Raw genomic sequence first — 22,628 nt, 5'->3', positions numbered from 1 at the left:
GTTCCCCCGCTCATCCGCGGAGCCGCAGCCCGCGTGGTGTGGCCAGGAACCCGGCCTCCGACAGCGCGTCGCCAAGCGGGGAGCCGAGGATGAAGCCGCCGTTGACCGTTTCGACGGCCAGTTTGTCGACGCGGCGGGAGGTCACCAGGGCCGCCAGAGCGCATGCCGCCGTGCGGAGCACCAGCGCCGGGTCGCCGCCCGACCGCTGCGCGTCGCCGCTCGGAGGGCTGCCCTGGGAGGGCTGCCGGGCCGACTGCCCCGCTGACTGCTCAGCGGATTTCTCCGATTTCTCCGCCCCGGCGACGAAGCAGAGCAGGCTCTTGCCTCCGCGCTCGACGTACAGGGTGAGCTCGCCGTCGACGAGGACCGCGAGGGCCCCCGCCTTCCGCCCTGGGCGGTGGCCCGTGCCGCTCTCGCCGGGGACGGCGGGCCAGGGCAGCGCCGCCCCGTACGCGTTGGCAGGGTCGGTCGCCGCGAGGGCGACAGCCTCGTAGGGCCGTTCCTGCGTGTGGTCGCGTGAGAAGGACCGCAGCCGGTCGACGGTCGCGCCGCTGGCGAACTGGGCCGCTCCCAGAGTCTCGATGAAGTAGCCGCGCCGCGCACGCCCGGTGTCTTCGAAACCGCTGAGCACCTTGTAGGCGAGTGCGAATCCACCGGGGGTGCCCTCGTTCATCACCGAGCCGCGGGTCACGACGCCGTACCGGTCGAGCAGGGTCTCGGCCTGCCCGTGCGCGCGGACGGTCGAGTCGAGGTCGCGCTGCGGCAGCAACGACCAGCGGCCCGCCGCGGTCGGTGGTCCCATCCGGGTGACCATGGCGGAGCGCGTGGCGACCCGCCCTCGGTACATGCGGGCGCGCGTGGGCTGACGTGGCCGTTTGTGCGCACCGGATCCACCGGCGGTCAGCGTCCGCAGAGGGGCGAGCGTGTCGTTGGTGATCCGCCCGGCCCAGACGAGATCCCACAGGGCGGTGACCAGCTCGGGGTCGTCGATCGCCGACCCGCGTTCCGTGCCGAGAGCGTCGGAGAGCTGGCGGAAGAAGTATCCACCGCCGCGGCCGAGCGCCTCGAGGATGCCGCGCTGCAGCTCATCCGGCTCGTGGTCGGATGGCGGCGCGAGCGTCAGCGGTGCCGAGTCGGCCAGGTGCAGGCTGATCCAGCCGTCGTCGCCCGGAAGGCTCCCGTCACCCGCCCAGATGACCTCGCCCGTTGCGGTGAGCTCGTCGAGCATGGCGGGGCTGTAGTCGGAGACACGGCTGGGCAGTACGAGCGACTCCCACGCAGAGGCAGGGATGCGCGCGCCGGCGAGTTGCTCGATCACGGATGCGACCGCATCCACTCCGCGCAACGTCGAGCCGACGTGCTGCCACTCGGGCAGGAACCGTCCGAAAGTCGTCGTATCGACCGGTTCGACCTCGTGCCGCAGAGCCGCGAGCGACATGCGCCGCAGCCGTCGGAGCACCTCCGCGTCGCTCCACTCGGTGCCGTGGGCGTGCGGGCGGAACTCGCCTTCGACCACCCGCCCGTCCCGCGCGAGCCGTCGCAGCGCGTCGTGGACGATCGCGGGGCCGAGCCCGAGTCGGGTGGCGATGTCGGCCGTCTCGAAGGGGCCGTGGGTGCGGGCGAACCGGCTGACAAGGTCGCCCAGCGGATCGTCGACCGGCTCGATGAACGCGAGGGGCACGCCGATCGGCAGCGGCACGCCGAGCGCGTCGCGGAGCCGACTGGCGTCTTCGATCGGGGCGAAACGCTCGGTTCCAGCGATCGTGACTGCCAGGGCGCGATGCGTCTCGACCAGCGTCGCGAGGTGCGCGGCTGCGGCAGCGCGGTCGGCGTGCGGGGCGACGGCTTCGTCCGGCGTGTCCTCGGGGGCACCAGTCAGCTCGGCGGCGGCGGTGCTTCCTGCCGTCGAAGCATCCGCCTCCAGACGCTCCGCGACCTCCTCCACCGACAGCGGCCCCAGCAGGCGCAGCAGGTCGGCCACGCCCTCGACTCCGCGCACGCGTCGCTCCGGCGCGAGTCGCTGCAGCTGCAGCTCCACGCGCTCGATGACCTGCGGGTCGAGGAGTTCGCGCAGCTCGGCACGACCGAGCAGCTCGGCAAGCAGACCGGCGTCGAGCGAGAGAGCGGCGGCCCGCCTCTCGGCGAGCGGGCTGTCGCCCTCGTACATGAACGCAGCGACATATCCGAACAGCAGCGATCGTGCGAACGGCGACGCCGTCTCGGTCGCGGCCTCGACGAGGCGGATGCTGCGCTGCTCGATCTGCTTGGCGATTTCGGTCAACGCGCCGAGGTCGTAGACGTCTTGCAGCACTTCGCGGATGGTCTCGAGGATGATCGGGAAGCTCGGGTACTTGCGCGCCACATCCAGAAGCTGCGCTGCCTTCTGGCGTTGCTGCCACAGGGGCGAGCGCTTACCCGGGTTGTACTTCGGCAGCAGCAGAGCGCGCGCCGCGGACTCCCGGAAGCGGGACGCGAAGAGGGCCGAGCCGCCGACCTCGGAGGTCACCAGTTCGTCGAGCTCTTGCGGCTCGAAGACGAAGAGCTCTCCGCCGGGCGGCTGAGCCTCGGTGTCCGGGATGCGCACCACGATGCCGTCATCGGCCGCCATGGCACCGGCATCGATGCCGTACCGCTCGCGCACGCGGGCCTGGACGGCCAATGCCCAGGGCGAATGCACCGGCATGCCGAACGGGGAATGCAGGACGACGCGCCAGTCTCCGAGCTCGTCGCGGAAGCGCTCGACGACAAGCGTGCGGTCGGTCGGCACGTGCCCCGTCGCCTCCTTCTGCTCGCGTAGGAAGGCGAGCAGGTTGTTCGTCGCCCACGCGTCGAGTCCGGCCTCGACGCAGCGCAGCTCGGCGTCGGCCGGGGAGGCGGTGCTCAGTTCGCGGATGAACGCGCCGACCGCTCGGCCGAGCTCGGCCGGGCGACCGATGCCGTCGCCCTTCCAGAACGGAAGGCGCCCCGGCTCGCCGAACGCCGGAGTGACCAGCACGCGGTCGTGGGTGATCTCCTGGATCCGCCAGCTCGTGGACCCCAGGGCGAAGACGTCGCCGACGCGCGACTCGTAGACCATCTCCTCATCGAGCTCGCCGACCCGGCTGGCCTTCTCGCCCACCATGTAGACGCCGAACAGGCCGCGATCCGGGATGGTGCCGCCACTCGTGACGGCGAGCCGCTGCGCGCCCGGGCGACCGGTGATGGCGCCGGTGTCGCGGTCCCAGACGATGCGTGGGCGCAGCTCGGCGAACTCGTCGGACGGGTAGCGCCCGGCCAAAAGGTCGAGCGTCGCGTCGTAGGCGCTCCGCGGAAGGGTCGAGAACGGCGCGCTCCGCCGGACCGCGTCGAACCACTCGTCCGCGTCGATCGGCTCGAGCGCCGCGGCGGCGACGGTCTGCTGCGCCAGGATGTCGAGCGGGTTCGCCGGGACTTTCAGCGACTCGATCAGGCCGGCCGTCATCCGTTCCGTCGCGACGGCCGAGTGGATGAGATCGGCCCGATGCTTCGGGAACACCACGCCGCGCGAGATCTCGCCGACCTGGTGCCCGGCGCGGCCGACGCGCTGCAGACCGCTCGCCACCGACGGCGGCGCCTCTACTTGGATGACGAGGTCGACGGCTCCCATGTCGATGCCGAGTTCGAGGCTCGACGTGGCTACCACGCACCGCAGACGGCCCGACTTCAGGTCGTCTTCGATGAGTGCCCGCTGCTCCTTGCTGACCGAGCCGTGGTGCGCGCGCGCCAGGACGAGGGTGTCTTCGTCGGCGACGGCCTGCGATCCGCGTGTCTGACCCGATCCGCCCATCAGCTCGGCCGGTGCGCGGCGGGCGGCATCGTCGACCGCGCCACCCAGCAGTCGCTCCTCATAGATCTCGTTCAGGCGGGCCGTGAGCCGTTCGGCCAGCCGTCGGGAGTTGGAGAACACGATCGTCGAGCGGTTCTCGAGCACGCGATCGACGATCGCCTCCTCGACGTGCGGCCAGATCGACCCTGCCTGCGGCGGCGATCCGTCGCCGGGGTTCTCGCTGGCGTACGTCGACGTGCCGAGCTCGCTCATGTCTTCAACAGGGACGACGACACGCAGGTCGAAGCGCTTGCCCGCGGGAGGCGCCACGACCTCCACCGGTCCGCGGCCGCCGAGGAAGCGAGCGACCTCCTCCGCTGGCCGCACCGTCGCCGACAGGCCGATGCGCTGCGCCGGCTTCTCGAGCAGCTGGTCGAGCCGCTCCAGGGACAGCGCCAGGTGGGCGCCGCGCTTGGTGGATGCCACGGCGTGGACCTCGTCGACGATGACCGTCTCGACCCAGGCGAGCGTCTCACGCGCCTGCGACGTGAGCATGAGGAAGAGTGACTCGGGCGTCGTGATCAGGATGTCCGGGGGGTTGCTCAGCAGAGCACGCCGATCCGACGCCGGAGTGTCGCCGGAGCGGACGCCGACGCTCACGTGGGGCGGTTCTGCTCCGAGGCGCTTCGCGGTCTGCGTCACGCCGACCAGGGGAGCGCGCAGGTTGCGCTCCACATCGACGCCGAGGGCCTTGAGCGGGGAGATGTAGAGGACGCGGGTGCCCGGCTTCGCGTCGGCGGGACGCGGCTCGCTCGCGAGTCGGTCGATCGCCCACAGGAACGACGCGAGGGTCTTGCCCGAACCGGTTGGCGCGATGACGAGCGCGTGCTTGCCGTGCGAGATCGCTTCCCACGCGCCCTCCTGCGCCGGTGTGGGCGCGGCGAACGCCCCACGGAACCATTCGCGGGTCGCAGGAGAGAATCGATCGAGCACGTCGCCCATCCCTCCATCCTGCACCCGGCCACCGACACTGTCAGGGGCGGGAGGCGGACCTGTGGAGAACCCTCAGCGAGGGAGGTGACCGCGGATGAATGTGGAGATGTCGCCGAGCTCCAGGGGCGAGATCGCGTGCCCCATGCCCTCGTAGATGCGCGCGTCCAGCGCGGAATGCTCCGGGAGCCAGTCGGACGTCCGTTGCAGGGATGCCGCCGGGATGGTGTCGTCCAGGGTTCCGCGGCCCCAGAACACGGGCACGCGCGCCTCGGCGAGCTCCACATCCTTCGGCTGCTCGCCCTTCACGACGAAGCCGGAGAGCTGTACGGCGAAGTCGAAGCGCTCGGGAGCGAGCCGGAGGAGCTGTAGTGCCATCGCGCCGCCCTGGGAGAAGCCAAGCAGGCCGGTGGGCACGCGCGGCTGGTCGTCCAGCCAGGCGAGCACCGCGCGCGCGGCGGCATCGGCGTTCCCGGCGAGCGGGTCGCCCGGCACGTTCGTGAAGCGGGAGAACCACGCGAACCCCGACCCTTCGGGAATCGGCGCCCGCAGGGAGGCGATCACCGGCTCGAGTGGCAGATAGGCCGCGATCCCGAACAGGTCGGCCTCGTCGGATGCATAGCCGTGCATCAGGATGAGGAGCGGCCGGCCGGCGCGATCGCGTTCGGATGCGGACCACAGCACGGCGTCGTGGTCGATCCGCAGGTCGGGAGTGGGAAACGGCACCCTCCATTCTCTGCCGGATGTGGAATCGTCCACAGCCCCCGTCGGAGTGCCGCCCATCCACAGATCCGTCTGTACCCCGTAGGTCCCTGCCGTGCCCTTCCGTAGGATTCATGCATGAGCGTTCGCACCCCGGATCCGGATCCCACTCCCGACCCGCGTCCCGGCAACGGTCCGCAGCCGGGTCCCGCCTGGCTGTCCGACCTCGAGCTGGAGCAGATCCGCCAGCGGCTACCGCTGCTGTACGTCGAGGCGGTGCCCGTCCGCGTCGACGGGCTCGGTCAGGTGGTCGAGGTCGGCATCCTGCTGCGGGCGAATGCTGTGGGCGAGATGACCCGCACCCTCGTGTCAGGCCGCGTCATGTACGGCGAGACCCTGCGTGAGGCCCTCTTCCGTCATCTCGAGAAAGACCTCGGGCCGATGGCGTTCCCTCAGCTGCCGGCGAGCCCGGTGCCGTTCCAAGTGGCGGAGTACTTCCCGATGCCGGGGGTGACGCAGTACGTCGATGAGCGGCAGCATGCGGTGTCTTTGGCCTACGTCGTGCCGGTGACCGGCACGTGCGAGCCGCGACAAGATGCGCTGGAACTCACCTGGATGACGCCGGAAGAGGCCATCTCCGTCGCCGTGACGGAGGAGCTCGAGGGCGGCCGTGGGGCCCTGGTCAAGGCGGCCATGGCGTCGCTGGGCCGGATCGCCTGAGGCAACTGCAGCCCATTCAGCAGAATCTCTCGCGCTGAATCTCTTGCGCTGAAGCCTTGCGCTATGCGGCTAATGGTATTAGCTTTATGGCTATGAACACTTCCGTCGAGTCGCAGGTCCGCTACCTGCAGCGTCCTGAAGGACGCGTCAGCTACACCGTCGAGGGTCACGGCCCCCTGGTGGTGGCGGTTCCCGGCATGGGGGACCTCCGCTCCAGCTTTCGCGAGCTCGTCCCGCCGCTCGTCGCGGCCGGCTACCGGGTGGCCGTCACCGACCTACGTGCCCACGGTGACTCCGACACCACCTTCCACGAGTTCGGCGACGTCGCTACCGCCCGCGACCTCATCGCGCTGCTGGAGGAGCTGGGCGAGCCCGCGATCGTGCTCGGCAACTCGATGGGCGCCGCCGCGGCCACCTGGGCCGCAGCCGAACGTCCCGACCTCATCGCGGGTCTGGTCTTCTACGGGCCACTGCTGCGTGACCCGGCACTGGGCCGCACCACGACCGGGCTGATCCACCTGCTGTACCGCGTGCTGTTCGCGCGGCCGTGGGGTGCTTCCGCCTGGGCCGGTTACTACCGCAGCACCCTGAACCGGGGCCGCAAGGCACCGTGGCTCGCCGAGCACGTCGCGGCCATCCGCGCGAAGCTGTCGGAGCCCGGCCGCCTCGCCTCGTTCCGCCGGTTGACCCTCCAGCTCACCCATTCGGTCGTCGAGCCTCGAGTGCCGCAGGTGCAGGCCGACATCCTGGCGTTCGTCGGCGAGCTCGACCCCGACTACCGCGACCTTCCGGCCGAGATCGAGTGGATGCGGTCCCACGGCATCGAGGTCGTGCAGGTCCCGGAGTCCGGCCATTACCCGCACGCGCAGCGCCCCGACATCACGGTGCCGGCGACGCTCGCCTTCCTCGGGGCGCGACACGGCGCCGATGGCGAGACCTGGGCATCGCGTGCCTAGGGCCGGGCTGACGCGCCCCGCCGTGACGGCCGTCGCGGTCGACCTCGTCGACGACGGGGGTACGGCGGGCTTCGAGAAGCTGACGCTCGCTGCGGTGGCCGGACGAGCGGGCGTCGCGGTGCCCAGCCTCTACAAACACGTCTCCTCGCTCGACGACCTGCGCCGGTCGGTGGCTATCGAGTCGGTGACGGAGTTGACGCGCGTCCTCGCCGCCGCGACGATCGGCCGCGCCGGACCGGAGGCGATCCGAGCCGCGGCGGACGCCATCCGCGACTTCGCCCACCGGCATCCTGGCCGGTACGCAGCGGCGCAGGTCGCGCCCGACGGCAGCGATCCGGCGGATGCTGAGCTGGCGGCGCGCGCTGCCGAGACCTTGACGGTGCTGTCCGGGGTGCTGCGCGGCTTCGGCCTGCCCGAGGACGAGCTGGTGGATGCGATCCGGATGCTGCGAAGCGCCATCCACGGATTCGTGACCCTGGAGCTCGGCGGCGGCTTCGGCCTTCCCGACGACCTCGACCGCAGCTACGCCGTACTCATCGACGGCGTCATCGCGGGCGTCGAACTGCTCGCCCGCTGACCGCATCCCCAAACCCCATCTAGTACGCAAAAACTGCACGCCGGGAGCGTTCCCGGCGTGCAGTCTTCGTGTACTCGATGGAGGGGGTCAGCCCTGAGCGCGACGGCTTCCCTGGCCGCGGCGCACGGAGGCAGCGCTGGTGTCGCGGCCCCCGGCGGACTGGCCGCGGTGCTGGCCGGCGCCGCGCGAAGCGGAACCCGGCTGAGCGGTTGCCGGACGCTGGCTCCGACGACGCGATCCGCCGCCCGCACCAGCACCGTTCCCGGTGCCTGCGGTCACGCCACCGGCAGCGCCGCGGCCGGAGCCGCCGCCCTGACCGCCGCGGCCGGAGCCGCCGCCCTGGCCGCCGCGGACTGAGCCGCCCTGGCCGGTGCCAGCGCCGCCTGCGGCACCTGCACCACCGGCACGACGCGCGCGCTTCCGCTGCGCGTTCGCGCCCTGAGAGCTCCCGCCACCGGCGGGCTGCGCCACGACGGGCGCCGGCGCAACGCGTGCCGCAACCGGGCCGACGAGCGTCGTCACGGCCGGTGACGTGGCCGTCACGCGCTGCGGGGTAACCGCGATCGCAGCCTTGCGCAGCAGCGTCCGCACGTCTTCGGCCTGCGACGAGAGCATCACGGTGACCACGTCACCGGCGCTGCCCGCGCGAGCGGTCCGTCCCGAGCGGTGCAGGTACGCCTTGTGCTCCATCGGCGGGTCGACGTGCACGACGAGCTCGACATTGTCGACGTGGACACCGCGTGCGGCGACGTCCGTGGCGACGAGCACCTTGACGCCGCCCTCACCGAAGGCCGCGAGGTTGCGGTCACGGGCCGCCTGCGCCAGGTTGCCGTGCAGGTCGACGGCCGGGATGCCGGACGCGGTGAGCTGCTTGGCCAGCTTCTTCGCCTGGTGCTTGGTGCGGGTGAACAGGATGCGACGGCCCGTGCCGGACGCGAGCGCCTCGACCAGTGCCTTCTTGTCGTCAGCCCCGTCCACCTGCAGCACGTGGTGGGTCATCGCCGCGACCGGGCTGTTCGCCTCGTCGACGGAGTGCAGAACGGGCGAGTGCAGGAACCGCTTCACCAGCTTGTCCACACCGTTGTCGAGCGTCGCCGAGAACAGCAGGCGCTGTCCGTCGGTCGGGGTCGCGGAGAGGATGCGGGTGACGACCGGGAGGAAGCCGAGGTCGGCCATGTGGTCCGCCTCGTCGAGCACGGTGATCTCCACGGCGTCGAGGTTGACGAAGCCCTGCTTCATGAGGTCTTCGAGGCGGCCGGGGCAGGCGACGAGGATGTCCACGCCGGCCTTGAGCTCGGCGACCTGCTTGTTCTGCGACACGCCACCGAAGACGGTCGAGACGCGCATCGAGTAGGCATCGGCCAGCGGGCGGAACGTCGCGGCGATCTGGGTCGCCAGTTCGCGGGTGGGGGCCAGCACGAGGGCCAGCGGGCGTCCAGGACGGCGGCGGCCGCCGGCGAGCACGGTGCCCAGGCGGGCGACGAGGGGCAGGGCGAAGGCGATGGTCTTGCCCGAGCCGGTCTTGCCACGGCCGAGCACATCCTTGCCGGCGAGGGCATCGGGGAGCGTGTCCTTCTGGATGGGGAACGCCTCGGTCTTGCCGTCGGCGGCGAGGACGGCGACGAGCGGGGCGGGTACGCCGAGCTGGGCGAAAGTTGAAGTCAAGAGATGGGTGCCTTTCCGGCAGCGAATCCGGAGGGCGTCGTGCCGCAGCGGATCTGGTGGCGAGCGCACCGAGCGGCGCGATCGTTCGCCGTATGAAGAGAAGCGTGCGGGGCTGGGCCCTGCGCAACGCGAAGCGTTCTACGACGCAGCGGGCATTCTTCGACCCGCAGATCTTCAGCATAGGGCATGCGGCCGTATGAGTGCTGAGAGCACATGCCCACCTGAAGGTCGTAGACTTTCGGCCCGGAAACGAGAGGTGGCCATGGGCGTGCTGGAATCGGAGCTCGAGCGTGAACGCGCCGTGGTCTCGGGACTGTATGAGCGGCTGGATCAGCTGCGCGCCGAGACCGAGGATCGGCTCGCTCGCGTGCGCCGCGACAGTGTCGGCAGCAACCACCAGGCCCGCAGCGAGCGCGACGCGTTCGCCCGGCTCTATGAAGACCAACTCACGCAACTCCGCGACGTGGATGCCCGGCTCGTGTTCGGCCGTCTGCTGCTGGAGGAGGCGGTCGACGGCTCCGATCACCGCTACATCGGTCGTATCGGCCTGCGTGACGAGGATCAGCGCTCCCTGCTGATCGACTGGCGCGCCCAGCAGGCGGGCGCCTTCTACCAGGCGACGGCGAACGAGCGGATGGGTGTCCGCGCCCGTCGGCACCTGACCATGTCGGGGCGTCAGGTGACGCGGATCGACGACGACGTCTTCGACGAGGCGCTGCTGGAGGGCGACCGCGCCGGCGAGAAGGTGCAGGGCGAGGGTGCCCTCCTGGCAGCTCTGACGGCGCAGCGCACCGGGCGCATGCACGACATCGTCGCGACCATCCAGGCCGAGCAGGACCGCATCATCCGCTCCGATCTGCGCGGTGCTCTGGTGGTTCAGGGGGGACCGGGGACCGGCAAGACCGCGGTGGCGCTGCACCGTGCCGCCTACCTGCTGTACGCGAACCGACAGCGGCTGAGCACCTCCGGGGTGCTCGTCGTCGGCCCGTCGACCGCCTTCCTGCGCTACATCGAGGCGGTACTGCCGTCGCTGGGCGAGACCGGCGTCGTCATGTCGAGCCTCGGCGAGCTCTTCCCGGGGGTGGAGGCGACGGCCGAGGATGCTCCGGAGGCGGCGGTCCTGAAGGGCTCCGCGCAGATGGCACGGCTGCTGTCGCGCGCGGTGCGCTCGCGGCAGAAGGCGCCGGCCGAGGCGCAGACGGTAGTCGTCGAGAACGAACGCCTCGTGGTGGAGCCGCAGCTCGTCCAGCGTGCGCTCGCGAAGGCGCAGCGGACCGGCAAGCCGCACAATGTCGCCCGCGTGACCTTCGTGAAGAGTGCGCTGGCGGAGCTGACGGATCAGCTTGCGGCGCAGCTCCGTGCCGCAGGTTCCACCATCGACGACGCCGATCTGAAGGTGCTGCGCGAGGACCTCCGCACCTCGTACGACGTGCGAGTGCTCCTCAACACGGCGTGGCTCCCGCTCACCCCGCAGAAGCTGCTGCAGGACCTCTTTGCCCGTCCTGCCTGGCTCGCCGAGCTGACGCCGCGCTGGTCCGAGGAGCAGCGGGCTGCGCTCCTGCGCGAACGCACTGCGCCGTTCACCGTGTCGGATGTCCCTCTGCTCGACGAGGCGGCGGAGCTGCTGGGCGACTTCCCAGGACGCGCCGATCCCGCGGACCGTGACCGTGAGCGGCAGCGCAAGCGCGACCTCGAGAACGCTCGCGCGGCCATCCGCAACATGGGTGTGCAGGGCCTCGTCAGCGCCGAACAGCTGGCCGATGGATTCGCCGAGCAGGTCGACCGCGGGACCACCGCGGAGCGCGCCGCGTCAGACCGCAGCTGGACCTACGGCCACGTCGTGGTCGATGAGGCGCAGGAGCTCTCGCCGATGCAGTGGCGCGTGCTGGTGCGTCGCTGCCCGATGAAATCGTTCACCATCGTCGGCGACATCGCCCAGGTCGCGTCGGCGGCCGGGGCCACCAGCTGGCAGGAGGCGCTGGAGCCGGTCTTCAAGGACGCCTGGCGTCTGGAGGAGCTGACGGTCAACTACCGCACGCCCGCGCAGATCACGCGGGAGGCGGAGCGGATCGCCGTCGCCGCGGGGCTGCCCATCACCCCCACCCGCGCGGTGCGCGAGGGCGACTGGCCCATCCGCCGGATCGACGCATTCGCTGCGCCGGAGGAACAGACGCAGCCGCGGACGCTGGCGGCGGCCGTCGCCGCTGCGGTCGCGCACGATCGCGGCATCGACGACGCGGGGACCCTCGCGGTCATCGCCACCGCCTCCGATCTCCCGGAGGTCGCCGCGGCGATCCGGGAGCGCTTCGGGGATGCGGCGGGCCGCGGCGCCGCCGGTCTCACCCGCCCGATCGCGGTGCTGACCGGCTACGAGGCGAAGGGCCTCGAGTTCGATGCCGTCGTGCTGGCCGACCCGGACGCGCTCGCCGCGGAGTCGCCGCGCGGGGCCGCATCCCTCTACGTCGCGATGACCCGCCCGACGCAGCGCCTCACCCTGGTCACCCGCTGACCCGCTGCCGCCTCACCCGCACGATTTGCGCCAAATCGCGGTTTTGACGGCGCCATAACCGCGATTTGGCGCAAATCTCACGCGCGGCTACGGACCGGGGCGGGTCAGGCGCCGGCGTAGCGCTCGCCGACGGGGATCTCGACCGCGAGCGTGTTGCCGGCCTGCGCCAGCGGGCACGCCCAGGCCGGGTCGTAGGCGCACGACGGGTTGTAGGCGAAGTTGAAGTCGAGGACGAGCGAGGTCTCGCCGTCGTCCGCGTCGAGGCCGAGGTCGGCCCCCTTGATCGTGTCGATGAGGTACCGCCCGCCGCCGTACGTTCCGCCTGGCCGCCCGGCCAGCGCATCCTTGACCGGGACGAAGAGCCCGCCGCCGTGCGACGACAGCCGCCAGACGTCCAGCGTGCCCGCGAGCGGGACCCGCACCGTGCCGAGCAGCTCGAACGGCACGACGCCGTCGGTCCCGGTCTCCACGTCCATCCGTGTCGGTTCGGCGGCGGGATGGATCGGCAGCTCGAAACGCCAGTCCCGGTCGTAGGGCACGACCGGGAGGCCGGTGAACCGGTCGCGGTCTTCTGGCATCAGCGGCGACGCCGGGTGCGACGAGAACAGGTCGTTCCGGCACGATGTCCAGTACGCGTGCGCCTCAGCGGGGTCGTGGGCCGCGAGCCGTCGGACCGAGGCGTACATCGCGAACACCCGTCGCCGCCAGTCGGCGGTCTGGACGGCGGTGACAGCGCGCGGGACGGCGGGGATGTCGGCGACGGCGTCCGCACCCGCCGGTGGCTGCTCGATGCTGGTCATCTCTCCGCTGCTCCTGTCTGCTCCGCCGGAGCCGGCTCATCCTCCGGCTCCCGCACTTCCGGATCGTAGGCCCAGGTGGGCGCGAGGCGGCGCAGGCGCACGCCGCGCCACTGCCAGAACGCCCAGAAGGCGTACCAGGCGAACGGGGTGAGCGCCCCCGCGCGCACGATCAGCTGGTCCCGGTACAGCGTCCGGAGCCGTCCGTGCTCGTCGGGCCCTGCCGGGTCCGGCGCGATGGCCATCCGGTGGTCGAGGTGCGGTATGGCGGCGAGGACGCCACCGGTCCCGCCGCCGCTGTCGTGCAGGATGCGCGTCGCCCGCTCGCGCGGGTCGGTGGACCGCAGCGTGTCGAGGCGGATGGCCTGCGTCCCCACCGTGAAAGCGCCCAGGGCTTTCACCCGGACGCGGTGCTCCGAACCCCAGGTCGTCGGGAACCCGGCGGGCTCGTCGGACCGGAAGTCGAGCCACGGCATCGCCACCTCGCGGAACGCGGTCGGACTCTGCAGGGCACGCCAAACGGCATCGGGGTCGCAGTCGAGCGTCAACTTGAGCAGAACGCGCATGCTCCCAGTCTCACCCCGGCGCGGGTGGATGCGGTGGCCGGGATGCGGTACTCAGAGGCATTCCTCGGCTCGCGCGAGCAGCAGCTCCCGTTCGCGCGCATTGTCCGTCATGGCTGCCGCCCGCTCGAATTCCACCCGCGCCTCCGCCGTGCGACCGAGCCGCAGGAGGAGGTCGGCACGCACGGAGGGGAGCAGGTGGTACGAGGCCAGCGCGCCGTCGACCGCGAGCTGGTCGACCACCTCGAGCCCTGCCTCCGGCCCGTACGCCATCGAGAGCGCGACCGCCCGGTTGAGTTCGACCACGGCCGACGGCCGCAGTTCGGCCAGCGCGCCGTACAGGGCGACGATCTCCTCCCAATCCGTCGCCTCGGGTGTCGTCGCCGTCGCGTGGCAGGACGCGATCGCCGCCTGCAGCGCGTACGGTCCGCGGCTCACCGGGGGCCGCTTGCTCAGCCTAAGCGTGTCGGAGCGGTCGAGCGCGGCGACCCCGCGCCGGATCAGGACGCGATCCCAGCGAGCGCGATCCTGGTCCTGCAGCAGGATGGGCGACCCGTCCGGTGCCGTGCGCGCACCGATCCGGGACGCCTGGAACTCCATCAGCGCCACCAGGCCGTGCACTTCCGGTTCGCGCGGGGTGAGCTCGGCGAGCACGCGCCCCAGCCGCAGGGCCTCACGGCAGAGGTCGGGACGCATCCAATCGTCGCCGGCCGTCGCCGAGTAGCCCTCATTGAAGATCAGATAGACGACCTCCAGCACGGAGGCCAGGCGCTCCGCGAACTCGGCCCTCTCCGGCACCTCGAACGGCACCCCAGCCGCACTGAGGGTCCGCTTGGCCCGCACGATGCGCTGCGCCATGGTGGCGGGAGGAACCAGGAAAGCGCGAGCGATCTCCTCGGTCGAGAGGCCGCCCAGCAGCTTGAGGGTGAGCGCGACCCGCGCCGCCTGGGGGAGTACAGGGTGGCAGGCGACGAACACCAGCCGCAGCAGGTCGTCGCCGATCGGCTCCTGCGCCGCCCGCGCCGGGTCGTCGTCGCCCAGCTCCTGCTCCAGGTTGTGCGCGATCGCCGTGTAGCGGTCGTCGAGGCGCTCTCGGCGGCGCCAGCCGTCGACCGCCCGACGTTTGGCGACGGTGGTCAGCCAGGCGCCGGGGTTGCGCGGGATGCCTGCGTCCGGCCACTGCTCGAGCGCGGCGACCAGCGCGTCCTGGGCGAGCTCCTCGGCGAGTCCGATGTCGCCGGTCGAGCGGGCCAGCCCGGCGATGAGGCGCCCCGACTCGATGCGCCACACCGAGTCGACCGCGCGCCGGGCCTCGGCCGCCCGGTCATCCGCGTCGCCCCGGCTCATCGCCCGTCGTCGCCCGTCACGCGCCGCACCTCCACCGTGCCGGAGGTGAGGGGCAGCCGCCGGGCCCATTCCAGGGCTTCCTCCTCGCCGGCCGTCTCCAGCATCCAGAACCGGTTCAGCGCACCGGCCGCGGGGCGGCTCAGGATGCGCGACTCGCCCTCGAAGCGGACGCACACGCCCGCGGTCGGCGGCTCCAGCGCTTCCGCCGCCAGGAGGACGCCCGCGCGGACGAGGTCGGCGTCGTACCGGTCGAGCTCCGCTCGCGGCGTCGCGGCCTGTTCGCCGCCTTCGGCGAGTGCCATCAGCACGAATCGCATGGTCCCATCCTCTCGTCAGATGCCCCGCTCCGGACAGGGTTCCGGACACGTGCCCCACACGGACACGTCGAATCGCCGTGGCTCGTTTCGACACGAGTGACGGAGGTGTGCGCTACAACGGGAGCATGGCGATCCGTTACTGGCTGGGCGTGGTGCAGCTCGACCACGTCCTCCGTGGTGTCGCCGGAGGTTACGCGCAGGTCAATCACGGGGCCCGAGCGCCCCTCGAGCGGATGGGCTCGGCCGACGGTTTCGTGTACTACTCGCCGCGTGCGACCTATCCGGATGGCGAGCCGCTCAAGCAGTTCACCGCTGTCGGGCGCCTGGCCGACGACGACGTGTTCCAGGTGACGCAGGGTCCGGCGATGACGGGGCCGGCGGGCGATTTCAAGCCGTGGCGGCGGCGGGTCGAGTGGGACCACGATGCGGTCGCAATGCCCATCCGCCCTCTTCTCGGCGCCCTCGACTTCACCCGCGACCGCGCCGATTGGGGCTACCAGCTGCGCCGCGGGCTGATCGAGATCTCACGCCACGACTTCGAACTGATCCGCCGGCAGATGCGGCCGTCACCGGGCGAAACACGGCAGGCACGGCCCGGGGCGCGAACTACGATGGCTCGGTGACCCAGCCGACGCACTCCGACTCCGTCATTCCCGCTGCCCAGCGCCAGGCCAAGTATCAGGTGCGCTTCGACTGGGCCGTCGAGGGCGCTCATGCCGTGGCCGCCGATGCCGACGTGATCGTGTGGGTGGATGCGCTCGCCGACGAATCGTCGCCGGCGCCGGAACTCCCCGGCGATGGTGCCGTGCTGGCCGCCGGCTTCACGGACGCCGCAGCCGTCGCCTCCTGGATCCTGCACGAGCAGGTCCGCCTCGGCCGGAGGGCCATGGTCGCGCTGATCGCGGCGGGCGGATCGACGCCGGGCGGGGCGGCGCGTTTCGCGGTCGAAGACCTGCTCGCCGCCGGCGCCGTCGTCGACGGTCTCGCTACGCTCGGAATCGACTACTCATCGCCGGAGGCCGCGGCCGCGTGCGCTGCCTTCACCGGCCTGCGCGGTGCCGTCGCGCATCTTCTCACCGCCTCCGTCTCCGGGCAGGAGCGCGTCGCCGCCGGTGCCTCGGCTGCCGACATCGCGGCGCTCGGCCGCCTCGGAACCTCGGACACTGTGACCGTGCTGCGAGACTCCCGGCAGAGCGGTGCGCTCGCCTCGGAATGATCGCGGGCCGGCGTACGTTCGCTCGGACAGGAGGTTTTACATGAAAGCCGTGCTGAACGACACCGTGATCGCCGAGGCCCCGCAGGATGAGCTCATCCGCATCGAGGGCAACTGGTACTTCCCGCCCGCGAGCGTGAAGTCCGAGTACCTCGTCGAGAGCGCCACCCCGTACACCTGTCCCTGGAAGGGCGAGTGCCAGTACTTCTCCGTGAAGGGGGAGGACGGCCTGCTGCAGGACCGCGCCTGGAGCTATCCGACGCCGTACCCGAGCTCGTTCGATCGGGTGGGCAAGGACTACAGCAACTACGTCGCGTTCTGGAAGGACGTCCGCGTCGTCGACTGACGACCGGAGGCCACGATGATCCGTCCCGGCCGCCGCTCAGGGCTCTTCGCCCTGGCGGCGGCCGTCGTCGTTCTGGCGGGATGCTCGGCGCCCGCGCCGAGTCCGGATCCGACGGTCACACGCAGCCCGACGCCGCGCCCGACGGGCAGTTCGGCGGCGGTCGCGGCGATCCCGTGGCAACCGAGCGAGCAGACGACCGTGCTCGAGACCGGGCTGGAGGCACCGTGGTCGATCGTTCCTCTCCCGAACGGGTCGGCGCTGATCAGCGAGCGCGACTCCGGCCGCATCCGTGAACGGCTGCCGCAGGGCGGCCTGCGTGACGTCGGCACGGTGCCGGGGGTCGTCCACGAAGGCGAGAGCGGCCTGCTCGGACTCGCGGTGCCATCGGCCGCTCCGACGCAGCTCTACGCGTACCTGACGACCGCGGACGACAACCGGGTGGTGCGGATGCCGCTGAGCGGCGCGTCAGGCAGCTACTCGATCGGTACGCCGACACCGGTCGTCACGGGCATCCCGAAGGCGGGCAACCACGACGGCGGCCGGATCGCGTTCGGTCCCGACGGGATGCTGTACATCACGGCCGGGGATGCATCCGATCCGGGCAACGCGCAGAACGTCGCATCCCTCGGCGGGAAGATCCTCCGCGTCACTCCGGACGGTCGGATGCCGAGCGACAACCCGTTCCCCGCCTCTCCCGTGTGGACCTACGGTCACCGCAACCCGCAGGGCATCGGCTGGGATTCGCGCGGCACGATGTGGGCGTCCGAGTTCGGCCAGAACACGTGGGACGAGCTGAACATCATCCGCGCCGGGTCGAACTACGGCTGGCCGGAGGTCGAGGGCGTCGGCGGCGACCCGAGGTACACGGACCCCGTCTATCAGTGGCCGACGTCCGAGGCGAGCCCCAGCGGGCTGGCCGTGGTGGGCGACACGGTGTTCCTCGCGGCGCTCCGGGGCCAGCGGTTGTGGACGGCCTGGTCGACCGATGGGGCGGCGCCCGTGACGGCCGTGCCGTCCTTCGACGGAGCCTTCGGCCGGCTCCGCGATGTGGTCGCGGTCGGTGACCGCATTTGGATCCTGACGAACAACACGGACGGGCGCGGATCCCCGCGCAAGGGCGACGATCGGCTCATCGAAGTGCCGCTCACTCCGGCACAAGCTGTCAAGCGCCCGGGCTGACCCCCTCCTGCGGGTAGTCTGGTGGCGAGACACCGATCGGGAGCACAACCCTGAGCATCATCCTCGGATACGATCCGACCACCCTGCGCGAACGCGTCGATCTGCGCGCTGCCGGCGAGCGTCTTGAAGAACTCGGCAGCCTGCGCAGCCTGAGCGCGCTCAACGAGAAAGCCGTCCTCCTCCGCCTGCTCGACAGGCTCGACGACGCCTACGAAGTGGCGAACGAGGCCGTGCGCCAGGCGCGCTTCACCGGCGACCGCGAGCAGCTGCTCGGTGCGCGTGTTCGCAGAGCGCAGGTGCTCCAGTACCAGGGCAAGGCCGACGAGGCGGTGGTGGAGCTCACCGGCTGCGTCGATGAGGCTCGCGGACGCGAGTGGACCGCGCTGGAGGCGTTCGCCATCCAGAACCGCGGCAAGGTGTACTTCGACACGGGCGACTACGAGAACGCTCTCTCCGACATGACGTCCGCCGTGTTCCTGCGTGAAAAGCTCGGCGCATCGCCCGCCGAGATCCAGGCCGCCCTGACCGCGGTCGCCGTCGTCCAGTCCGCTCTGGATGAGCACCGCGGCACGTCGGCAGCCTCCGGGGACGCCCCCGGCAGCGAGTCGGGCCTCGATCGCGCGTAGGATGCACGGCATGGAGGAGTGGAGCGCTCCGGACGGGGGTCGCCCCTGATGGCGGAACTCGACCGTGTCCGTCGCTGGGCGGATGCCCTGATCGCGTTGCACCTCGATCCGAACGTCTGGAGCTTCGGCTTCGACAACGCCAAGACCCGCGCAGGGCTCTGCAACTACACGTCCAAGCGGATCACCGTCTCGCGCTATCTGGCCGCACGCTACGAGGACGACGAGATCCACCAGATCCTGCTGCACGAGGTCGCGCACGCGCTCGCCGGGTCGCGGGCGGGCCATGGTCCGCGTTGGCGGGCGATCGCGCTCGACCTGGGATACGAGGGCAAGCGCCTCCACGGCGGTGCCATCGCGGACGACCTGGCCCCCTGGGTGGGGACCTGCCCGAACGGGCACACGCATTACCGGTATCGGAAGCCGGCCCGCGCTCTCGCCTGCGGAGCCTGTTCTCGCCGCTTCGATGCGGCGAACCTCATCGCGTGGCAGCACCGCGAGGTCTCGTCGTCGCAGCGTCGCGTCGCCGCGGCCGCGGCTACCGAATAGGTCACCGGCGGGTCTGCGGTCGCCCGGTACGTCTGCTGCTGCTCGCGCATCCGCACTCGTGCCGGGGTGCAGCAGACGCAGCAGGTACGCTAGGCGCGCGTGAGTCCCAGTCGCGCGTCCAGCGCATCCCGGACCTCCGGCCACTCCTCGCGCAGGATGGAGTACACGGCGGTGTCGCGCCAGCTACCGTCGGCACGGCGCTGCGTGTGCCGGAGGACGCCTTCGAAGCGGGCTCCGAGCCGCAGGATCGCGGACCGCGAGCGCTCGTTCAGCACATCCGCCTGGAGCTTCACCCTCTCGAACCCGTGATCGAAGGCCGCGCCGAGGAGCAGACGCTTGGTCTCACCGTTCACGCGGCTGCCCCACACTTCGGGCGCGTAAGCCGTCCAGCCGATGTGCGCGGAGTCGTTCACCAGGTCGAAGTCGCCGAGGGTCGTCGTGCCGACCAGGCGGTCCCCGTCACGCAGGACCACCGCCGTGACGTTGCTGCGCTCCCAGTCGAGGTAGTGGAGCATGTGCTCACGCCACTCCTCGTAGGTGTCGCGATACGCGGCCGGTCCGCCTCCCCAGCCTCCGGCGAACACCTCCGGATGCCCGATGGCGTCGAACAGGTCGGGCAGGTCGTCGTGCGTCAGCGCCCGGAGGCGCACCGTGGCGCCGTCCAGCCGGGCGTGCGGGTCCGGGCGCGTCGCGGTCATCCGCCCAGTATGCCAGCGCCGCCGTCCGGCTTCCCATCCGTCGCCAGGTAGGGTGTTCTGGCGATGGAAGCGTTACTCACCAGACGGACCGGCCAGTGGCTGGAGCCCCGCGACGGCCAGCGCTGGTGGTTCGACTCGGGCGCTCTCGCCCTCGATTTCGCGTACACGGGCGGTATCGATTTCGATGCGCCGAACGCGGGGGATGCGGGAGACGCGGGAGATGCGGCGGACTGGGAGGCCATCCGCGACGCCGACGGCCTGAACGCCTGGCTGATCGAGCGATTCCCGGAGGTCGCGTCGACCGCGGGGGAGCGCGAGCTCCGCGACGCCGTTGCACTCCGCTCCGCGATCGGCCGGTTGGCCCGGCAGGCGAGTGCTGGCGACGACCTGTCGCCCGACGACGTCGACGTGATCAACCTCTTCGCGGCCACGCCCGACATCCCACCGGTGCTGGCCGGCGGTGGACGCCAGGCGGGGAGGACGAACGCGCGCCCGCACCAGGCCCTCGGTTCGCTCGCCCGCGACGCCGTGCGCCTGTTCGGCCCGGACATCGACGGGCGCATCCGTGAGTGCTCGGCCGACGACTGCCGCCTCGTCTACCTGGACACGTCGCGCAGCGGCACCCGGCGCTGGTGCTCGATGCAGCGCTGCGGCAACCGCGCGAAGGTGCGTGCGCACCGGGCGCGGGCGGTGGAGCTGGGGGCAGCGCGGAGCGGTGCCGCGACCCCAGCCCCGAGGGAGCCTGCGACCGAGGCAACGGAGCCCGCCACGGCTTGGGGCTCCGAGGTTGAGACAATAGCCACATGGCTCCCACCATCGACCTGAACAGCGACCTGGGCGAGTCCTTCGGCGCGTGGACGATGGGCGATGACGCCGCACTGCTGCGGGTCGTCTCCAGCGCGAACGTGGCGTGCGGCTTCCACGCGGGCGACGCCTCCACGATGCTGAGCGTCTGCCGGGAGGCCGCCGCCAACGGCGTCACCGTCGGGGCGCACGTCTCCTACCGCGACCTCGCCGGCTTCGGTCGGCGGGCGATGGACGTGCCGCCGGCGGAACTGCGCGACGAGGTCCTCTACCAGTTGGCGGCGCTGAGCGGCCTGACTCGAGTGGCGGGCACCGCCGCGCGCTACGTCAAGCCGCATGGCGCCCTCTACAACCGCATCGTGCACGACGAGCGGCAGGCGAACGCCGTGGTGGATGCGGTGATCGCGTTCGACCCGTCCCTCGCTCTGCTCGGACTGGCCGGCTCGGCGGTGGAGCGCGCGGCGGGCGAGGCGGGACTGCGGTTCGTGCGCGAGGCGTTCGTCGACCGGGGATACCGGTCCGACGGCACCCTGGTGCCGCGCACCGAGCCCGGAGCGCTGCTGTCCGACCAGGCGGAGATCGCCGCCCGCGCCGTCCGGATGGTCACCGACGGCGCAGTCACCGCCATTGACGGGGAAGAGGTGACCGTCCAGGTCGACTCGCTGTGCCTTCACGGCGACACCCCGGGCGCGGTCGCCATGGCGCTCGCCGTTCGCGCAGCGCTCGCCGCCGCGGACATCGGCGTGGAGCCGTTCGCATGACGCGGCGCATCCTGCCCTACGGCGACCACGCCCTCCTGGTCCAGCTGGACGACCTGGAGGCGGTCTTCGCCCTGTTCCGCGGTCTCGACGCGACCAGGCCGGACGGTGTGGTGGAGCTGATCCCGGCCGCCCGGACGATCGGCGTGGTGGTCGAGCCGCGCATCCTGTCGCCGAGTGCCGCGACCGCCTGGGTGCACCGCACCGAGCCGCTCGCCGCCGCAGCGGTGGAGGCACGCGCCGTCGTGCTCGACGTGCACTACGACGGCGAGGACTTCGGGGAGGTCGCCCGGCTGACCGGACTCTCCGCAGCCGAGGTGGTCCGCTTCCACACCGAGTCGCCGTGGCGGGTCGCCTTCGGCGGCTTCGCGCCGGGCTTCGCCTACCTCGTGACCGACGGCGACCCGCTCGACGTGCCCCGCCGGGCGACCCCGCGCACCGCAGTCCCTCCCGGTGCGGTCGGCCTTGCCGGCGCCTTCACCGGCGTCTACCCGCGGTCGAGCCCGGGCGGCTGGCAGCTGATCGGCCGGACGGATGCGGCCCTCTGGGACGAGACCGCCGACCCGCCGGCGCTGCTCCGGCCGGGGACCGTCGTCCGGTTCCGGGAGGCGCGGTGAGCGGCCTCCGCATCCTGAACCCCGGCGCGCTCTCCCTCGTGCAGGACCTCGGCCGGCCGGGCTTCGCCGCCCTCGGCGTCGGCCGCTCGGGCGCACTCGATCGCGGTGCTCTGCGGCTCGGCAATCGCTTGCTGGGCAACCCCGAGACCGACGCCGGGATCGAGGTCCTGCTCGGCGGTTTCGAGACCCGCTTCGAGCGCGACACCTGGTTCGCCGTGACCGGTGCGACGGGTCCGTTGCTGCTCGACGGGGGACCGGTGGATGCGCACCTCGCGGTCCGCGCGTACGAGGGCCAGATCCTGCGCATCGCTCCGGCTGTGGCCGGCGCCCGCCGGTACCTCGCGGTGCGCGGCGGCGTCGATGTCGCGCCGGTCCTCGGCTCGCGATCCAGGGACACCCTCGCCGGCCTCGGTCCTGCGCCGCTGGCAGCCGGGGACCTGCTGCCGCTCGGCGAGCATCCCGGCTCGGACCTCCCGCTGCTCGACTTCGTTCCCGTCGCCGATCCCGCAGCGGGCGTCGTCGAGGTCCGCGCCCACCGCGGGCCGCGGGCCGACTGGTTCACCGCCGCGGCGCTGGAGGCGTTCTTCACCGTCGAGTGGCGCGCCGCGGCCGAAGCCGACCGGATCGGGATGCGGCTGGACCCGCCCGCCGCGGCCCGTCACGGGGCGCATACGGCCGACGCGGGACCGCATCCGACGGCCGTTCTCGAACGGGCGATCACCGCCGAACTGCCGAGTGAGCCCATGGTGGCCGGGGCCGTGCAGGTCTCGCCCGACGGTCGGCCCACGGTGCTGCTGGCCGACCACCCGGTCACCGGAGGCTATCCGGTGATCGCCGTGGTCTCCGACGCCTCCCTCGACGCCTTCGCGCAGCTCCGTCCCGGACAGCCGCTGACCTTCCGGCACGCCTGAACG

General features: G+C 71.7%; 22 protein-coding genes. 14 read left to right on the top strand and 8 right to left on the bottom strand.

Annotated elements, in window-relative coordinates:
• Positions 1-10: 10 nt before the first annotated feature.
• Positions 11-4,786, bottom strand: a complete 4,776-nt coding sequence (locus AB4Y74_RS13195; RefSeq protein ID WP_441799513.1) for a DNA glycosylase AlkZ-like family protein — start codon at positions 4,784-4,786, stop codon at positions 11-13.
• 63 nt (positions 4,787-4,849) lie between these two features.
• Positions 4,850-5,500 carry an alpha/beta hydrolase gene (locus AB4Y74_RS13190; protein WP_441799512.1) on the bottom strand — a complete coding sequence of 217 codons (651 nt, stop codon included), beginning with the start codon at positions 5,498-5,500 and terminating at the stop codon, positions 4,850-4,852.
• A 114-nt stretch (positions 5,501-5,614) separates the two neighbouring features.
• On the opposite strand from AB4Y74_RS13190, the gene AB4Y74_RS13185 reads away from it, so the two are divergent.
• The 3 genes from AB4Y74_RS13185 (at position 5,615) to AB4Y74_RS13175 (ending at position 7,729) form a co-directional block, all read left to right on the top strand.
• Positions 5,615-6,196 carry an NUDIX hydrolase family protein gene (locus AB4Y74_RS13185; protein ID WP_441799511.1) on the top strand — a complete coding sequence of 194 codons (582 nt, stop codon included), beginning with the start codon at positions 5,615-5,617 and terminating at the stop codon, positions 6,194-6,196.
• A gap of 92 nt (positions 6,197-6,288) precedes the next feature.
• Positions 6,289-7,152: an alpha/beta fold hydrolase gene (locus AB4Y74_RS13180; protein ID WP_441799510.1), complete on the top strand. Its 864-nt coding sequence runs from the start codon at positions 6,289-6,291 to the stop codon at positions 7,150-7,152.
• Between the two features lie 79 nt (positions 7,153-7,231).
• Positions 7,232-7,729 (top strand): TetR-like C-terminal domain-containing protein, encoded by a 498-nt coding sequence (locus tag AB4Y74_RS13175; RefSeq protein ID WP_441800454.1) that lies wholly within the window; start codon positions 7,232-7,234, stop codon positions 7,727-7,729.
• A gap of 87 nt (positions 7,730-7,816) precedes the next feature.
• Here the strand turns inward: AB4Y74_RS13175 and AB4Y74_RS13170 are convergent, their stop codons facing one another.
• A complete protein-coding gene (locus tag AB4Y74_RS13170; RefSeq protein WP_441799509.1) occupies positions 7,817-9,394 on the bottom strand; it encodes a DEAD/DEAH box helicase in 1,578 nt (525 codons plus the stop codon).
• 262 nt (positions 9,395-9,656) lie between these two features.
• Between AB4Y74_RS13170 and AB4Y74_RS13165 the strand changes: the two genes are divergently transcribed.
• Entirely contained in the window at positions 9,657-11,903 is a 2,247-nt protein-coding gene (locus AB4Y74_RS13165; protein ID WP_441799508.1) for a HelD family protein, read from the top strand.
• A 104-nt stretch (positions 11,904-12,007) separates the two neighbouring features.
• On the opposite strand, the gene AB4Y74_RS13160 is transcribed toward AB4Y74_RS13165, so the two are convergent.
• The 4 genes from AB4Y74_RS13160 to AB4Y74_RS13145 are packed head-to-tail and all read right to left on the bottom strand — an operon-like array spanning position 12,008 to position 14,927.
• A complete protein-coding gene (locus AB4Y74_RS13160; protein WP_441799507.1) occupies positions 12,008-12,703 on the bottom strand; it encodes a DUF1684 domain-containing protein in 696 nt (231 codons plus the stop codon).
• The gene (locus tag AB4Y74_RS13155; RefSeq protein WP_441799506.1) at positions 12,700-13,266 is read right to left on the bottom strand and encodes a hypothetical protein; all 567 of its coding nucleotides are present in this window, start codon (positions 13,264-13,266) and stop codon (positions 12,700-12,702) included. The genes AB4Y74_RS13160 and AB4Y74_RS13155 overlap by 4 nt, the downstream gene beginning before the upstream one ends.
• Before the next feature lie 51 nt (positions 13,267-13,317).
• Positions 13,318-14,610, bottom strand: a complete 1,293-nt coding sequence (locus tag AB4Y74_RS13150) for an RNA polymerase sigma factor (protein ID WP_441799505.1) — start codon at positions 14,608-14,610, stop codon at positions 13,318-13,320.
• Positions 14,607-14,927 carry a YciI family protein gene (locus AB4Y74_RS13145; RefSeq protein WP_441799504.1) on the bottom strand — a complete coding sequence of 107 codons (321 nt, stop codon included), beginning with the start codon at positions 14,925-14,927 and terminating at the stop codon, positions 14,607-14,609. The genes AB4Y74_RS13150 and AB4Y74_RS13145 overlap by 4 nt, the downstream gene beginning before the upstream one ends.
• 125 nt (positions 14,928-15,052) lie before the next feature.
• On the opposite strand from AB4Y74_RS13145, the gene AB4Y74_RS13140 reads away from it, so the two are divergent.
• From AB4Y74_RS13140 to AB4Y74_RS13115, 6 genes are all read left to right on the top strand, one after another.
• Positions 15,053-15,550 carry an EVE domain-containing protein gene (locus AB4Y74_RS13140; protein WP_441799503.1) on the top strand — a complete coding sequence of 166 codons (498 nt, stop codon included), beginning with the start codon at positions 15,053-15,055 and terminating at the stop codon, positions 15,548-15,550.
• Complete coding sequence (locus tag AB4Y74_RS13135; protein WP_441799502.1) at positions 15,547-16,143, top strand: 2-phosphosulfolactate phosphatase; 597 nt, start codon at positions 15,547-15,549, stop codon at positions 16,141-16,143. Before AB4Y74_RS13140 ends, AB4Y74_RS13135 begins: the two co-directional genes overlap by 4 nt.
• 40 nt (positions 16,144-16,183) lie before the next feature.
• Complete coding sequence (locus AB4Y74_RS13130) at positions 16,184-16,486, top strand: DUF427 domain-containing protein (RefSeq protein ID WP_441799501.1); 303 nt, start codon at positions 16,184-16,186, stop codon at positions 16,484-16,486.
• A 15-nt stretch (positions 16,487-16,501) separates the two neighbouring features.
• The gene (locus AB4Y74_RS13125) at positions 16,502-17,665 is read left to right on the top strand and encodes a PQQ-dependent sugar dehydrogenase (RefSeq protein ID WP_441799500.1); all 1,164 of its coding nucleotides are present in this window, start codon (positions 16,502-16,504) and stop codon (positions 17,663-17,665) included.
• A gap of 215 nt (positions 17,666-17,880) precedes the next feature.
• Positions 17,881-18,291, top strand: coding sequence for a hypothetical protein (locus AB4Y74_RS13120; protein WP_441799499.1), 411 nt, complete (start codon positions 17,881-17,883; stop codon positions 18,289-18,291).
• Positions 18,292-18,339: 48 nt separating this feature from the next.
• Positions 18,340-18,837, top strand: coding sequence for a SprT-like domain-containing protein (locus AB4Y74_RS13115; protein WP_441799498.1), 498 nt, complete (start codon positions 18,340-18,342; stop codon positions 18,835-18,837).
• 89 nt (positions 18,838-18,926) lie between these two features.
• Here the strand turns inward: AB4Y74_RS13115 and AB4Y74_RS13110 are convergent, their stop codons facing one another.
• Complete coding sequence (locus AB4Y74_RS13110) at positions 18,927-19,535, bottom strand: GNAT family N-acetyltransferase (protein ID WP_441799497.1); 609 nt, start codon at positions 19,533-19,535, stop codon at positions 18,927-18,929.
• A gap of 63 nt (positions 19,536-19,598) precedes the next feature.
• Between AB4Y74_RS13110 and AB4Y74_RS13105 the strand changes: the two genes are divergently transcribed.
• From AB4Y74_RS13105 to AB4Y74_RS13090, 4 genes are read left to right on the top strand one after another with little or no spacing between them, the layout of a single operon-like run.
• Complete coding sequence (locus AB4Y74_RS13105) at positions 19,599-20,360, top strand: CGNR zinc finger domain-containing protein (RefSeq protein ID WP_441799496.1); 762 nt, start codon at positions 19,599-19,601, stop codon at positions 20,358-20,360.
• Positions 20,339-21,100, top strand: a complete 762-nt coding sequence (locus AB4Y74_RS13100; RefSeq protein ID WP_441799495.1) for a LamB/YcsF family protein — start codon at positions 20,339-20,341, stop codon at positions 21,098-21,100. The genes AB4Y74_RS13105 and AB4Y74_RS13100 overlap by 22 nt, the downstream gene beginning before the upstream one ends.
• Positions 21,097-21,714, top strand: a complete 618-nt coding sequence (gene pxpB / locus AB4Y74_RS13095) for a 5-oxoprolinase subunit PxpB (protein WP_441799494.1) — start codon at positions 21,097-21,099, stop codon at positions 21,712-21,714. The genes AB4Y74_RS13100 and pxpB overlap by 4 nt, the downstream gene beginning before the upstream one ends.
• Positions 21,711-22,625, top strand: coding sequence for a biotin-dependent carboxyltransferase family protein (locus AB4Y74_RS13090; protein WP_441799493.1), 915 nt, complete (start codon positions 21,711-21,713; stop codon positions 22,623-22,625). Before pxpB ends, AB4Y74_RS13090 begins: the two co-directional genes overlap by 4 nt.
• Positions 22,626-22,628: the final 3 nt, after the last annotated feature.

The organism is Leifsonia sp. RAF41 (genome assembly GCF_052114085.1).
GTDB lineage: Bacteria > Actinomycetota > Actinomycetes > Actinomycetales > Microbacteriaceae > Leifsonia.
This window is presented reverse-complemented; position numbering and strand designations above follow the sequence as displayed.